The sequence below is a fragment of the Deinococcus terrestris genome (genome assembly GCF_009377345.1).
In the GTDB taxonomy this organism is placed as follows: domain Bacteria; phylum Deinococcota; class Deinococci; order Deinococcales; family Deinococcaceae; genus Deinococcus; species Deinococcus terrestris.
Genome location: NZ_WBSL01000001.1, coordinates 495,001 through 509,214, shown reverse-complemented (window position 1 = coordinate 509,214; position 14,214 = coordinate 495,001). Strand labels below are relative to the sequence as shown.

Annotated in this window: 13 protein-coding genes; 4 read left to right on the top strand and 9 right to left on the bottom strand. The window is 71.9% G+C overall.

From position 1 onward, the window contains the following. Positions 1-18: 18 nt before the first annotated feature. From F8S09_RS02560 to F8S09_RS02540, 5 genes are all read right to left on the bottom strand, one after another. Positions 19-3,336 (bottom strand): AAA family ATPase, encoded by a 3,318-nt coding sequence (locus F8S09_RS02560; protein WP_152868659.1) that lies wholly within the window; start codon positions 3,334-3,336, stop codon positions 19-21. Positions 3,337-3,353: 17 nt separating this feature from the next. Beyond that, positions 3,354-3,896, bottom strand: a complete 543-nt coding sequence (locus tag F8S09_RS02555) for a GerMN domain-containing protein (RefSeq protein WP_322618456.1) — start codon at positions 3,894-3,896, stop codon at positions 3,354-3,356. Further along, complete coding sequence (locus F8S09_RS02550; protein WP_152869969.1) at positions 3,893-5,248, bottom strand: N-acetylmuramoyl-L-alanine amidase family protein; 1,356 nt, start codon at positions 5,246-5,248, stop codon at positions 3,893-3,895. Before F8S09_RS02550 ends, F8S09_RS02555 begins: the two co-directional genes overlap by 4 nt. A gap of 59 nt (positions 5,249-5,307) precedes the next feature. Further along, positions 5,308-5,739, bottom strand: coding sequence for an SsrA-binding protein SmpB (gene smpB, locus F8S09_RS02545; protein ID WP_152868657.1), 432 nt, complete (start codon positions 5,737-5,739; stop codon positions 5,308-5,310). An 83-nt stretch (positions 5,740-5,822) separates the two neighbouring features. Next, a complete protein-coding gene (locus F8S09_RS02540) occupies positions 5,823-6,542 on the bottom strand; it encodes an SDR family oxidoreductase (protein WP_152868655.1) in 720 nt (239 codons plus the stop codon). Between the two features lie 237 nt (positions 6,543-6,779). Between F8S09_RS02540 and F8S09_RS02535 the strand changes: the two genes are divergently transcribed. Then, positions 6,780-7,721, top strand: coding sequence for a hypothetical protein (locus F8S09_RS02535; RefSeq protein ID WP_152868653.1), 942 nt, complete (start codon positions 6,780-6,782; stop codon positions 7,719-7,721). A gap of 107 nt (positions 7,722-7,828) precedes the next feature. Continuing rightward, entirely contained in the window at positions 7,829-9,208 is a 1,380-nt protein-coding gene (locus F8S09_RS02530; RefSeq protein ID WP_152868651.1) for an MFS transporter, read from the top strand. A gap of 121 nt (positions 9,209-9,329) precedes the next feature. Here the strand turns inward: F8S09_RS02530 and recQ are convergent, their stop codons facing one another. Further along, positions 9,330-11,582 carry a DNA helicase RecQ gene (recQ, locus tag F8S09_RS02525; protein WP_152868649.1) on the bottom strand — a complete coding sequence of 751 codons (2,253 nt, stop codon included), beginning with the start codon at positions 11,580-11,582 and terminating at the stop codon, positions 9,330-9,332. A 62-nt stretch (positions 11,583-11,644) separates the two neighbouring features. Here recQ and F8S09_RS02520 point away from each other — a divergent pair, with 62 nt between their 5' ends. Both F8S09_RS02520 and F8S09_RS02515 read left to right on the top strand, forming a co-directional pair. Beyond that, positions 11,645-11,875, top strand: a complete 231-nt coding sequence (locus F8S09_RS02520) for a hypothetical protein (protein WP_152868647.1) — start codon at positions 11,645-11,647, stop codon at positions 11,873-11,875. Positions 11,876-12,133: 258 nt separating this feature from the next. Beyond that, complete coding sequence (locus F8S09_RS02515; RefSeq protein WP_152868645.1) at positions 12,134-12,976, top strand: PIG-L deacetylase family protein; 843 nt, start codon at positions 12,134-12,136, stop codon at positions 12,974-12,976. A 34-nt stretch (positions 12,977-13,010) separates the two neighbouring features. Here the strand turns inward: F8S09_RS02515 and F8S09_RS02510 are convergent, their stop codons facing one another. The 3 genes from F8S09_RS02510 to F8S09_RS02500 are packed head-to-tail and all read right to left on the bottom strand — an operon-like array spanning position 13,011 to position 14,001. Continuing rightward, on the bottom strand, positions 13,011-13,310 hold the full coding sequence (locus tag F8S09_RS02510; protein WP_322618455.1) for a roadblock/LC7 domain-containing protein: 300 nt from the start codon (positions 13,308-13,310) through the stop codon (positions 13,011-13,013). Beyond that, the gene (locus F8S09_RS02505) at positions 13,307-13,654 is read right to left on the bottom strand and encodes a roadblock/LC7 domain-containing protein (protein ID WP_322618454.1); all 348 of its coding nucleotides are present in this window, start codon (positions 13,652-13,654) and stop codon (positions 13,307-13,309) included. Before F8S09_RS02505 ends, F8S09_RS02510 begins: the two co-directional genes overlap by 4 nt. Further along, a complete protein-coding gene (locus tag F8S09_RS02500) occupies positions 13,651-14,001 on the bottom strand; it encodes a roadblock/LC7 domain-containing protein (RefSeq protein WP_152868642.1) in 351 nt (116 codons plus the stop codon). The genes F8S09_RS02505 and F8S09_RS02500 overlap by 4 nt, the downstream gene beginning before the upstream one ends. Positions 14,002-14,214: the final 213 nt, after the last annotated feature.

Here is a 14,214-nt window from a genome sequence, read left to right as displayed (position 1 = left end):
GGCCTACCCGCACCCCCGTCAAACCGCCGAGGACCGCGCGGGCGCCTCGTCCCCCTGGCGGATGCTCAGGACGCGGCTGGCCCCCGACGCATCGGTGGTCACGCCCCATAGCGCGTGGGCGACTTCCATCGTGGCCTTCTGGTGGGTGACGAGCAGGAACTGGGCACCCCGCGCCGAGAAGCGTTCCAGAAAGGCCGTGAAGCGGCGGATGTTCGCCTCATCCAGCGGCGCGTCCACCTCGTCTAGCACAGCGAGGGGCAGGCCGCCCGCCCCGCCTTCACCGCCCGCATGATTCAGCGCGAAGAGAAACCCCAGCCCCGCCATCGTGCGCTCGCCCGCGCTGAGGAGGGTCATGGAGCGGGTGCGCTTGCCCTTCGGCTGCACAGCGAGGCGGAGTCCGGTCAGGCGCCCCGCCGCGTCCTCCTCCATCTCCAGTTCACCCTGGCCGCCCAGCAGTTCGGTGGAGTATTCGCGGAAGGCGGTGTTGACCCGCCCGAAGGCCGCGCGGGTGGCCTGTTCCTCGGCCCCTTCCAGCCCGGTCAGGTGGGCCTGTAACTCGGCGGCGGCGGCCTCGGCGTCCCCGAGTTCGGCGGAGAGTCGCTCTAACTCTGCGAACTCGGCGGCGTGGTCGGCCTCTGCGCGGGCGTTCACCGGGCCGAGGCGCTCCAGCTCGCCGCGCACGCGGGTCAGTTCGGCGGTCCACTCACGGGGGGTGCCGGGGGGACTGCACCCGTCGGGCAGGGGTTCCAGGCTGCCCTCGCGCCGGGCGACGAGCAGGCGCAGGTCTTCCAACCGGGCGCGAACCTTGTTCTGCTCCCCAATCAGGGAGGTGTAAGCCTGGATCGCGGCCTCCCGCCCGGCCTCGGCGCGGGCGAGTTCATGCTCGTCCAGGGTCCCCAGGGCGGCCTCGCGGCGGGCGACCTCGGCGGCGGCTCCGGCGAGGTGCGTCCCCTGGGTGTGCCGGGCGGCGGCGTTGGCACTCAGGCGCTCCCGCAGGTCGGCGGCACGGGCGTGGGCGCTGCGGTAGGCCCGCCACGCGGCGTCCAGTTCGCGGGCCAGGGCCAGCACCTCCAGCGCCGTGCGCTCCCCGGCACGGCCCTCCTCGGCGGCGCGGCGGGCGGCGAGCAACTCGGCCTCTAGCGCGGTGGGATCGGCAGGCGGATCGGTGGGCTGGGAGGCAGCAGATGGGGCCGACGCCTCCAGCCGCTCGCTCAGGCGGTCGCGGTGGGCGGTCAGGCTGCGGGCCTGGGCCTCCAGTTCGGTGACGCGGCGCTCGGCGTCACGGGCCTCGCGGACGGCAGCGTCGCGGGTGAGTTGAAGGGGAGAGGGGCCGGTCCCGGTTCCAGAGAGCCCGGCCTGCACCCGTTCCAGTTCGGTCCGCAGGCGGGCGGCGCGCCCCTCGGCGTCCTCCAGCTCGGCATCCAGCTCCTGAAAGCGGCGCTGGTCGGCCAGCACGCTGCTCCCGCTGTCGCGCAGGCGCCCGCCCGTGATCGCGCCCCCGGCTTCCAGCAACTCACCCTCCAGGGTCACGAGGCGGGGGCGGTTCGGATACGCACGGGCGAGGCGGTTGGCGGCCCGCAGATCTTCCACGATCAGCGTGTCGGCCAGAATCGCCTCGCCCACCAGGGGCGGGTCGGTCGGGCACAGGTCCGCGAGGTTACCGACCACGCCTGCCTCACGCAGCAGCCCCCCATCGCGCCGGGGTCGGGGCCGGATCAGGTCCAGCGGCAGGAAGGTCGCGCGGCCCCCCGTCCGCTTGAGTTCTTCAATGATGGTGCGGGCATCCTCGCCGGAGTGAACGACGATCTGCTCCAGGCGGCGGCCCAGCGCGGCGGTCACGGCCGTCTCGTACTCGGCGGGTACGGTCAGGAGGTCGGCCACTGACCCCACGATGCCGGGATGGTCCAGGCGCAGGGCGTTGCGGGCGCCCTCGCCGTAGCGGGCGTAGGAGTTGAGGGCCGCTTCCAATCGCTCGCGCTCGCGGCGCAGGGGGGCGAGTCCGGCATTCAGGCGGGCGAGTTCGCCCTCCAGGTAGCGGGCGTGGGCCTGGGCCTGCGCGACTCCGGCGGCCTGGGCGGCGTAAGCGGCCTCGGCCTCGTCGCGGGCGGCGGTCAATGCGGTCAGGCGGTGCTGGGCAGCGGCCAGCGACTCCAGGGCCGAGTCCAGATTGCCCTCGGCCCGCTCCAGCTCGGCGGTCAGCGTCTCGCGGCTGGCGTCGAGGCGGGCGGCGGCTTCGGCGGTGCGGGCGGCCTGGGCCTGGGCGCGGGTCAGCTCGGCTTCCAGGGTGCGGGCGCGGCGCTCGGCGGCCTCGACGCGGGTGCGGGCGGCGGCGACCTCGGCTTCCAGGGAGGGGAGGTCGGGGGCAGGCTCGGCGGGGGCCTGAGCGGGCAGGGCGGCGAGTTCGGCCTCCAGCCGCCCGGCCTCGGTGCCCAGGTGAGCGGCGTAGCGCTCGGCCTGGGCGTGCGCGTCGCGGGCGGCCCGCAGCGCGTCCAGTGCCCCGGCGAAGGCCTCGGCACGGGCGCGGGCGGCATGGGCAGCGTCGCGGGCGGCTTCGACCCGTTCGGCTCCCCGCGCGACCTCCCCGGCGAGGGCGGCGGAGCGGGCCTCCAGCGTGTCCGCCTCCTGCCGCGCTGCCGCAATCTCGCGGGCAAGGGCGAGTTGACGTTCACGGCGCAGGGCGTCCTCCAGGGTCAGGACGCGAGCGCTGAGGCTCCGGTGGATCCGGGCATCCTGAGCAGCCTGCGCGAGCCGTTCCACCGCCGCCGCCCGTTCGCCCTGCACCAGCCGCAATCGGTCCAGATGCTCCCCGGCCTCGCGCAGCCGGGCCGCCGCGTCCAGCCGGGCACTCACGGCGCGGGACAGCCCGGCGGCCTCCTGCACGTAGCCAAGCAGGGTGCGCCCCTCGGCCTGCACGACGCCGCTGACCTCGCCCTGCCCGATCACGGCGAGGCCCCCCGGTCCCAGCCCGGTGCCGCGCAGGGCCGACTGCACGTCGCGGGCGCGGGCGGGGCGGCCCCCCAGGTCCTGCTCGGCGGTCCCGTCGCGGTAGACCCGGCGGCCGAGGTTGACCCGTCCCTCCGGCGTCTGGAGTTCGAGTTCGACCTCCGCCAGCCCCAGCGGAGCCTTGCCGCCGCTGCCGTGGAAGATCAGCTCGGTGCCGCGCCCGGCCCGCAGCTCACGGGCGCGTGCCCCGTGGGTGGCCCAGCGAATCGCCTCCACGACGTTGCTCTTGCCGCTGCCGTTCGGCCCGATGACGGCGCTGACGCCGGGGCCGAACTCCAGCCGGGTGCGGTCGGCGAAGCTCTTGAAGCCGTGGAGGGTGATGCTGCGGAGCATGGGTTACGCGGGCCGGGTCACTGGTCGGTGCAGTCCTGGGCGCGGTACGGCTCGCGCAGGTCGAGGTGCCACAGCGTCTCCACGTTCTTGCCGCCGACCAGGAAGGTCACGTCCTGCCCGCCCACCTCCAGCAGGGTGCGGGTCAGCGTACACAGCAGCATCCGCTCGCCGCTGGTCCCGTAGCGCAGGCGCTGGTAGCTCTCCGGGAGGTCTACGTAGACGTGGGTGCCGCGCAGCCACACGTTGGGCGCGGGGCTGCCCTTGGGCACGACCGGGAGCGACCCCTGGGTCTGGGGCCCGTTCGCCCACGCCCGCAGCGCCGCCTGCGCGGTGGCCGAGGGGGTGTCCTGGGTGACCTGCACGGAGCGGGTCTCGGGCTTCATGGTCTGGACCTGCGCGTCGCTGAAGTAGACCTTGACGGGCTTGGACTGCCGTTCCTGAAGCTGGAGCCGGGGGGCCTCGGGCGTCTCGGGGGGCCGCTGCACTTCCGTATAGGCGTAGGCGGCGGCTCCCAGCAGGGCCAGGCTCACCACGTTGAAGAGCGAAAAGAGGCGCTTCACTGCCCCGCCCCCTGTCCCGCGCTCGCCTGGGGGTCAGCAGCGGGCGTGGCCGACACCGTGCGCCCGGCATTCGCAGCGCGGGCGGTGAGGTAGGTCGCCACCGAGCGGGCCACCGCCACCGACATCGCCCGAAGGTGCCCCGCCGAAGCGAGGTCGGCGCGGTCGTCCTCGTTGCCCACCCAGCCCAGTTCGAGGAGCAGCGCAGCCTGCGGCGCTTCGCCCAGCGTGAGGGTGCGGCTGACCGTCTCGGCCTGCGCGGTCACCCCGCCGCCCTTGAGTTCGCCCCGCAGCAGCTCGCTGAGGCGCTTGGTTCCCCCCGACCCCCCGATGGCGAGGTCGATGTAGGGGGCCTTCCCGCCCGAGCGCACCGCCTCCACGATCTGCGCGGTCGCCCGGCCCGTCGGCTCGTACACGGTCACGCCGCCCCGGTCGGTGCCGGGGAAACGGCCGAGGTCCAGCGCGAGGTACACGTCGCTGCGCCGCGCCAGCGCGAGCTTCTGGTTCAGGCCCAGGGCACTCTGGCCGTCGCGGGTCAGGCGCACCTGCCACCCCGCCTGGCTGAGCAGCTCGGCGGCGCGGCGGGCCACGTCCAGCGTCACGTCACGCCCCAGCCCCTCCACGCGGGCGGGGTCCAGCACGATCAAGGGGCGCGAGATGCGCTCCAGCAGTGCCGGGCTGGTGTAGGGAATGCCCGGTCCCGCGTCTACGACGAGCCGCGACCCGCCGGGCCGCACCACCCGGTAGACCCGGTAGCCGCTGCCGGGCGGCAGGGTGAAGCTGAGCTTGAGGTCCTCCCCGTCGCGGGCCACCTGCGCCCGTGGCACGAAGGCCCCGCGCGTGGTGTAGCGCCGCGCCTCGCCCTGCACCTCCTCCAGGGTCACGGTGACGGTGGTGCCACGCAACTCGTCGCTGAAGCTCACGTCGCGGGTGAGGTCCAGCACGAGGCGGTCGCTGCTCGCCCCCGCCCGGCTGCTCACGCCCTGAAGCCGGGCCGGAACCACCCGGAAGTTCCCGGCGCGGTACTCCGCCCCCAGTCCCCGCGCCAGCGTGTCGAGCGGCAGGTAGAGGTTGCCGTTGAGCAGGGTGGCGGTGCGGGCCTTGACCCGCGTGGTGTCGAGCTGCACGGTGTTGAAGTCGGTCGCGGCCCGCTGCGGGTCCTCGTCAAGGGGGAACAGCAGCACGTGCCCGTAGCCCTCCACCCGGATAATCGGCCCCTCGCGGCTGATGCGCACCACCTGGTCGAGCACGCTCTGGCTGGCGTACTCAGCCCCGTAGAGGTTCACGCTTTGAACCTGCTGCCCGGCGAGGTTCAGGCGCGAGAAGGCGATCTGCGCCCCCGCCAGCCCCGCCATGAGTAGGGCGGCGGACAGCAGCAGCGGACGGGCCAGCGCCCGGCTGATACGCGGCCCCCTCACAGTTCGCGCAGCTCCCGGCGCAGGGTCTTTTCGGCCTCGGCGCGGCGCTTGTCGTGCAGCTTCTTGCCGCGGGCGAGGGCCAGCTCCACCTTGAAGACCCGGCCCTTCTGGTAGAGCTTGGTGGGCACCAGCGTCAGGCCCTTTTGCTCCAGCGCCCGCCTGAGCTTGCCGATCTCCTCGCGGTGCAGCAGCAACCGCCGGGCGCGGCGGGGCTCGTGGTTGTTATAGGTGGCCTCGGTATAGGTCGGAATGTACAACCCCTCCAGCTCGATGTTGCCGTTTGTCAGACGGGCGAAGGCGTCCCGGAAATCCACGCCGCCCGCCCGGATGCTCTTGACCTCGCTGCCCGTCAGGGCGATGCCCGCCTCGAAGCGCTCCAGCAATTCGTACTCGTGGTGTGCGCGGCGGTTCGTGTACACGCGGGGCATTCTAGGGCAAATCCGGGAAAGGGGGCGGGGCACAAAGGCAAAGCCCCCGGCGCGGGGCCAGGGGCGAGAGGGAAGCGGCAGCTTTACTTCTGTGGCGGGCGGCTGGGCCGCACCTCGATGCGGCTGGGCAGCGTGCGCTCCGGCATCGCCAGCAGGTCGAGGGTGAGTTGCGCGATGTCCTCCGGCTGAATCTTCCAGGCGTCCTGCTCATTCGGCGTATGGCCGTTAAAATAGGTCGCCACGCTCCCGGGCATGATCTGGGTGACCTTGATGCCGTGCTGCCGCAGGTCAAGGGTCAGCACCTCCGAGAGCCCGTTAAGGCCGAATTTGCTTGCGTTATAGGCCCCGCCGCCTGCGAAGGGATTTTTCCCTGCCAGGCTGGACAGCGTGAAGATGTACCCGCCCCGGCGCTTGAGGGCGGGAATTCCGGCCTTGACGGTGTAAAACGCGCCGCTGAGGTTGGTGTCGATGACCTCCTGCCACTGCTCAAGAGTCAGGTCCTCCACGTTGGCGAAGTGCCCCAGGCCCGCGTTCACGAACAGCACGTCGAGGCCGCCAAAGGCCCCCACGTGGGCGTCCACGGCCTGCTGAAGGGCCTGCGGGTCGCGCACGTCGCACACCACGCCCCGCGTCTGCCCGCCAATCTCACGGGCCGCCGCCTCGATTTCGTCCTGCTTGCGGCTGGTGATCGTGACCGCGTACCCGGCTCCCGCGAGCGCCCGCGCCACCTCCAGCCCGATGCCCTTGCTGGCCCCGGTTACGAAAGCGCTCTTGCCTTCTCCTGGTCCTGTCTGCTGCGTCATGCCCGCAAAGTAACGCGCCCGCCGCCGGGGGGCCGGGGCGCGTGAAGGGCGGCTCAAGTGCCTTTGGGCCGCAGTGGAGCCGCCATGGGCTTCAGGTATGGGCCTATTTGGTGTGAGGGAGACATTAAGCGAGCGGGAGCGCACCGGGCAGAGGCGGGCGCTTAGGGTAGGAGCAATGCGGGCTGGGGCGTCTGTGCGCGGACACTTCTCTTCTCCGGCCTGCACACAGGAGGTTCTATGACCCTGAACACCGATTCGCTGTCCCGCCGCCTGAGCTGGCGCGGGGTTCTCGCTGGCCTGGTGCTGGGCCTGGTGACCACGCTGACGATCCTGGCCCTGGGCGTCGTCATCACGGCCCTGACCGGCGTCACCCTGACGGGAACCGGCATCCAGGCGATCATCTGGGCGGCCATCGCCGCTTTGGTCGGCGCCTGGGCTGCTGGACGCACGGCCGTGCGGGCCAGTGCCCCCGCCACCCGCAACGACGACGGCATCGCTGCGATGACCCCCGAAGACGCCTCGCTGACCGGTCTGATCACCGGCGGGTTGCTGGTGCTGCTGACGACCTGGCTCGCCTACACGGCGGCGGCCAGCCTGGTTGGCGCGGCCACCAACATCCTGGGCAATGTGGCCGGAGGCGTCGCCAACGTGGCGGGCAACGCAGCGCAGAACGGTACCGTTCAGGGAGCCATCAACAACTTCCTCAGCGGTGTCGACCGTGAACAGGTGGTGGACCTGATTGCGGAGAGCAGCCCCACGCTGAACACGGAGCAGGTCGACGCCGCCGCCAACGTGGTCACCAACACCTTCCGCCGCGCCACCTACGGCCTGGGCAACGTGGACCTGGCCGACCTCGGCAGCGCCATCCCGGCCCGCATTCAGGCGATTCAGAACGCCCTGACCGGCCAGGATTTCCAGGCCCGTCTGGAGCGCCAGGGCCTGACCCCCGCGCAGGCAGGGGAAGTCCGTACCGCGATTTCCAACAACGTCAACGAGTTGCAGCAGCAGGCCACGGACCTCGCCAACACCGTTGAGCAGACTGCCCGCACCGCTGCCCGCAACACCGGCCTGGGCTGGCTGCTGACCGCTGGCCTGACCCTGCTGCTCTCGTGGCTGGGTGCGCGAGGCGCCGCCACGCACCCCGCGATCAGCACGCTGCCTGGCCCCGGTCGCCGCTAAGCTCCGCTTTCCCCCGGCCAGCCGCCCTCCCGAATCGGAGGGCGGTTGTTGTTGGCCCTGCGTTCATCTCCCCTCGCCCGCGCTTCAGGGAGAGTAGCCTGCTGCCGATGACCGATTCGGCCCCCCTTTCCCCGCAGGCGCAGCGGGCGCGGCAACTGGCGACCTCCGGGCTGATCCTGGGGGTCTTTCTGGCGGCGCTGGAATCCAGCGTGGTGGCGACCGCCATGCCCAGCGTGATCGCGGACCTGGGGGGACAGCGGCTCTATGCGCTGCCCTTCGCGGTCTACCTGCTGACCAGTACGGTTTCCAGCCCGCTGTGGGGCCGCGCCTCGGACGTGGTGGGGCGGCGGCGGCTGTATTTGACCGGCGTGGTGCTGTTCCTGCTGGGCAGCGCCCTGTGCGGCCTCGCGCAGAGCATGGGCTGGCTGGTGGGGGCGCGGGCCTTGCAGGGGCTGGGGGCGGGGGCGGTACTCCCCCTCACCCTGACCATCATCGGGGAGACGTATTCCCTGGCCGAGCGCGGGCGGGTCCAAGCGTTCATCAGCGGCGTGTGGGGGATCTCGGGGCTGCTGGGTCCGCTGCTGGGCGGGTGGTTGACGGACACGCTCTCGTGGCGCTGGACCTTCTATGCCTCGCTGCCGTTTGGAGTGGCGGCACTGCTGATCGCCGTGCGCCACCTGCGCGAGACGGGCACCCCACGTCCGGCGCGGCTGGACTGGGCAGGGGCGGCGCTGTTCACGCTGGGCAGTGGACTGACCGTGTGGGGCCTGGAGTCGCGGGCGTGGGCGATGGTGGGCGCGGGCCTCCTGATCCTGCTGGCGGCTGTGATGGTGGAGAGGCGTCACCCCCAACCGCTGCTGCCGATGGGCGCACTGCGGCAACGCACGACCGCCATCGCCTTCGCGGGAAATCTGCTGGGTGGGGCGGCCTACTTCGGCGTGATCGCCTACCTCCCCCTCTACGCGCAGGGGGTGGGCGGCGGCAGTGCGACGGGTGCGGGGGCCATCCTCACGCCCATGCTGGTGGGCTGGACGCTGACGAGCATCCTCGCGGCGCGGCTGCTGAACCGCGTCCCCCTTGCACGGCTCTCGCAGGTGGGCTTTCTGGTCCTGACGGGGACGTTCGCGGCGCTGACCTTCGCCGTCCACGCACCGCTGTGGGTCACCTCGGGGCTGGGGTTCGTGGTGGGGATGGGGATGGGCTTCGCCATGCTGAGCCTGCTGCTCTCGGCGCAGGAGCGGGCGGGGCGCGAGGAACTCGGCGCGGTGACGAGCGGCGTGCTGTTCGCCCGGCAGATGGGCGGGGCACTGGGGGTGGCGCTGATGGCCCTGCTGATCGGCCCGGCCGCGATTCTGGCGGGTGGCCCGGCGCTGGCGGAAGGGTTGCAACGGGCCTACGTGCTGGCCCTCGCGCTGGTGGCGGGCGGGCTGGTGCTGAGCTTGCGGCTGCGGGCGGTGCGGCCCGTGCAGGCGGGGGCGGCGGATTGAGGAACCCGCATCAGGACGGCCAACGAAAGTCTGCTCCTCCCCGGCTTCCCCCCATGAGAGGGAGGTCGGGAGGGGATGGGGGGGTGAGCAAACCTGGCAGACGTTCCCCAGGCGTCATCCCCTACCCGTCCAGCCCCGTCAGCACCGCGTCCACGATCCGCTCCCCGTACGCCTCAATGCGTTTCGGCCCCAGTCCCGGCACCCCTTCCAACTCGGCCAGCGTGCGCGGCTGCCGGGTGGCGAGGGCGTCCAGGGTGGCATTTGGGAAGATCACGAAGGCGCTGTGCCCTGTCTCGCGGGAGAGTTCGCGGCGCAGTTCGCGCAGGGATTCGGTAACCTCGGGGTGGGGAGAGGCTGGTGGCGCGTCGCCTGTCGCTTGTGGAAAGAGCGCAGCGGGACGCGAAGAGGGTGAAGCCTCCGGGCGGGGACGGACGGGTGGAGGGCTGGAGACGGACGGCTGAGAGCTTCCGCGCAGCAGGCCCAGCACCGCCGCATTCCCTGCCGCGCCGCGCTCGGCCTCGGTGGGCTGACGGCTGGAAGCTGGCCGCTGGCTGCCCGACTCCCCCCGCACCACTCCCAGCACCTCCTCGCCGTATTCCGCGAGCTTGCGCTGGCCCACGCCGCTCACTGTGCCCAGGGTGTGCAGGCTGCCGGGGCGCAGCTCGGCCACCGTCTTGAGCGTGGCATCGGTGAAGATCACGTAGGGGGGCACGCCCTGCTCGCGGGCCTTTTGCAACCGCCAGGCCCGCAGCGCTTCAAAGAGGGGGCGGTCCTGCGCGTCCACCGGGGCGCGGCCGGGCCGGGCCGAGCGGTCACGGGCCGGGCGGGGGGCGAGGGTGTCCTCGCGCAGGTGCAGCGTCTCCTCGCCGCGCAGCAGGGGGCGGGCTTTGGCCGTCGCGCTCAGGCCGTGGTGCTCGCCCGCCGCGAGGTACCCCAGGCTGACAAGCTGGCGCAGCAGCCCGCGCCACGTCTTCTCGTCGTGTGCCCGGCCCACGCCGAAAGTGGGGAGCTGGTGGTGCCCCATCGCCCGGACCTTCTCGGTGTCACGGCCCAGCAGCACATCGGTGAGGTGGGCGGCCCCGAAGCGGTTCCCGGTGCGAATCGCCGCCGAGAGCGCCATCTGCGCCTCGCGCGTGGCGTCGCGCACGCGCGGCGGGGCGAGGCACACGTCGCAGTTGCCGCACGGCTCCGGCAGCGTCTCTCCAAAGTACGAGAGCAGCACCTGACGGCGGCAGGTCGCGGCCTCGCAATAGGTCAGTAGGGCGTCGAGCTTGGCGGCCTCCACCCGGCGCACGTCTTCGGGGGCCGCACTCTGCGCGAGCATCCGCCGCACGTTGACCACGTCAGCCAGCCCGTAGACCATCCACGCCGTACTCGGCAGCCCGTCGCGCCCGGCGCGGCCCGTCTCCTGGTAGTAGCCCTCCAGACTCTTGGGGAGGTCGAGGTGGGCCACGAAGCGCACGTTGGGCTTGTCGATGCCCATGCCGAAGGCGACCGTCGCCACCACGATCAGCCCCTCCTCGTTCAGGAAGCGTTCCTGCGCCGTGTTGCGCTCACGCGGCGAGAGGCCCGCGTGGTAGGGCACCGCGTCCACCCCCTGCGCCTGGAGCCACTTCGCCGTCTCCTCCACCGACTTGCGCGACAGGCAGTAGACGATGCCCGAGTCGCCCGGATGCTCACCTCGGATGAAGTCGAGGAGTTGCGACTTCGGCCCCTCCTTCGCCGCGACCCGGTACTGGATGTTGGGGCGGTCGAAGGACGAGATGAACTGCGGCGCCCCCTCCAGCCCCAGCACCCGCAAGATGTCCGCCCGCGTGCGCTCGTCGGCGGTGGCGGTCAGGGCGAGGCGGGGGATATGGGGGAATCGCTCCGGCAACACGCCCAGTTGCCCGTACTCCGGCCGGAAGTCGTGTCCCCACTGGGAGACGCAGTGCGCCTCGTCGATGGCGAAGAGGGCGACCGGGGCGCGTCCCAGCAACTCCAGCGTGCGCGGGAGCAGCAGCCGCTCGGGGGCCACGTACAGCAGGTCCAACTCGCCTGCGAGCAGCGCCGATTCCACCTCCCGCACCCCTTCCAGGCTGAGGGTGGAGTTCAGGAAAGCAGCCCGCACCCCGAGCTGCCGCAGGGTGTCCACCTGGTCCTTCATCAGCGCGATCAGGGGCGACACGACGATGCCGACGCCGGGCCGCAGCAGCGAGGGCACCTGGTAACACAGGCTCTTGCCGCCGCCCGTGGGCATCAGGACGAGCGCATTGCCACCCCCCGCCACCGTCCGCACGATGTCGGCCTGCACGCCCCGGAAGGCGTCGTACCCCCAGACGCGTTTGAGCACGTCTAGGGCCTGCTGCTGGGGGGTGGTGGGCGCCGCCGTCATCGGGGCCGATGATACCTGAGTACGCCGGGGACAGAATGCGGACCTGACCCTAGACTGGCTCCATGCCCGATCACCCGACTGAGGACCGCCTCGCCACCCTCCTCAGCGCCGAGGTGTACTGGACCGCGCGGGCCATGCAGGAGCAGGGCAGCCGCTTCTACCGGGCGCTGGGTGCAGCCCTGGAGGCCGCCGATCTGGGCAACCGCCGCCGGTTGTACGCGACCTGGCCGGACGAGTTCTGGGACTTCTACCGGCGGGGCCTGCGCCTGCGGGACGAGTTGGGCGAGGGTTGACCGAGCAATCCGAGGGCAGCCTCGCGCAGTAGGGTTTTCAAAGCAGTGAGGGGGCCGGACGGCGGGGCCTTCCCCACCCGCTCCCGCTTCGCCGCGAGGCGTGCCCGGTCCGCCGCACTTGCTCCGGGCCGGGGTTGGCCGATGGCCCCCAGGAACAGTTCCCGAATGACCGTCCAGAGGCTGTGCAGGGCGGCTCGCATGGCAGAGAGTACGCCCCGCAGGTGCCCCACGTTCCCGCCCCGCCGTACACTGCCGCCCATGACTGCCACCCGACAGCCCACCCTGCTCGCCGTGTTCGCTCACCCCGACGACGAGGCCTTCAGCGTCGGCGGCACGCTGACCCACTATGCCCGCCGGGGGGTGCGGGTGGTTCTCACCTGCGCCACCCGGGGCGAGGCGGGCAAGATCACGGTGCCGGGCATGACCGTGGACGACCTCGGACAGCAGCGCGAGCAGGAGTTGCGCGAGGCGTGCCGGGCGCTGGAAATCGGGGAGCCGGTCTTTCTGGATTACCACGACTCCGGCCGCTACGAGCGCACCCGCCATGACGATCCGCTCGCGCTGATGAACGTGAGTCCGCTGGACGTGGAGGTCAAACTGCGGGCGCTGATTGAGGAGGTCCAGCCGCAAGTGATCGTGACTTTCGACCCGCACGGCGGCTACGGGCATGTGGACCACCTCCAGATTCACCGGGCGACGACCGCCGCTTTCTTTAGCACCGGGCACCTGCCGGGGGGCGGCCCGCAGCGCCTGTATTACACCGCGATGTCCCACGAGGCGGCCGAGGGCATCGCCCGGATGGGGCAGGACCTCGATCCGCTGGTCTACGGCGTCTCGCCGGACACGGTGGCTGTTCGGATGAACGTGGCCGCCTACGCGGAGAACAAGAAAGCAGCCCTCGCCGCCCACGGCACCCAGACGGGCGCGGAGAGCCTGCTGGGCCGCATGACGCCGGAGGAACGGGCCGAAATGGAAACCCGCATGCTCGGGACCGAGGGCTTCAGCATCGGCGGCACGCGCACGCCGATCGCCCGCTACCCGCTGCGGGGCCTCTTCGACGGGGTGCCGGGGGGCGAAGGCGTGGAGGAGCCGGGCGTGTAAGCCCTCACCAGGCTACTCCCCTACACCACCCGCCCTACCCCAGCAGCCTCCCCACCGCGAAGCGCACCCGGCCGAGGTTGGCGACCTCGTCGAAGGCGGTCAGCAGCACCCCGTCGCCGTGGGGGGTCAGCAGGACCGGGCCATCCCCGAAGTCGAGCAGCAGGTCCTGCCACTCGCCCGTGCCCAGCGCGGCCTTCAGGCTGCCCACGACCGCGCGGGCAGGGGGTACGACAGTGATGTCGGCCCCCGCACCCGCGCTCGTCACGACCTTGCCCGCCGCGTCGAGCAGGGCGACGTGCCGGACCCCGCGCACCTCCAGCAGTTCGGAGATCACGCGAACTCCGGCCGGGGCAGATCGGTCAGCTCCAGCGCGAGCCGGGCGAGGAGTTGCTGCGCGGCGCGGGTGTCGGTGCCGCGCGTCTGCGCCACGCCGAGGACGAAGTCGCCGCTGGTGACGGCAACGACCTCCACGCGCTCGCTGGTAAAGGCCAGCCGGGTCACCTCCCCCGCCCCGAGGCGGCGGCACACCCGGTCGAGACTGACGCGCAGGGCGGTGAGTTCGGCGGCCAGGGCGTCGCCGCCCTCACCCAGCAGTTCGATCGGCAGGCCGTCGGGGCCGACCAGGGCGGCGGCCACCACACCGGGCAGGGACCGTAGGGCATCGAAACGGGCGCTCACAGCAGGGCCTCCAGACGGTGGGCGGCGGCGCGGCCGTACAGCCGGGCCTGCCCGAGGTTGCTGCGGGCGTCCATCGCCAGCAGCAGGAAAAAGGCGGACGTGATGGGATGCAGGTAGACGCTCAGGCGCTCGCCGCGCAGGTACAGTTCGCGCACGTTGCCGCCGTTCAGCGTGTCGCCGTAGGCCGCGCCCGAGGCCCGCATCAGCCCCGCGTGCTCGGCCACCAGCAGGTTGAGGTCGGTGTTCGCCGCCGCGTGGCCCTCCACCAGCAGCCCGTCCAGCCCGCCGATGGCCGCCGCCCAGGCTCCGTCCACGTCCGCGACCAGTTGTGTGAGATGTGACAGCATCGCCGTGATCATAGGCGGCGATTCCACGCAAAATTCTCACAAGTGTGGAGGTGGCGCAGAAGGCTCCGGTCGTCCCCTCCCCTCCGTACTTCCCCAACCACCACGGCCGCGCCCGCCGTGTGTTTTTTACGCGCCCATGCGGTAGAATGCGGGGTGCAAAGGGAGAGGAGTCGATTACGTTCCTAGCAGAATATGGTAGACTCGCTTCATTCC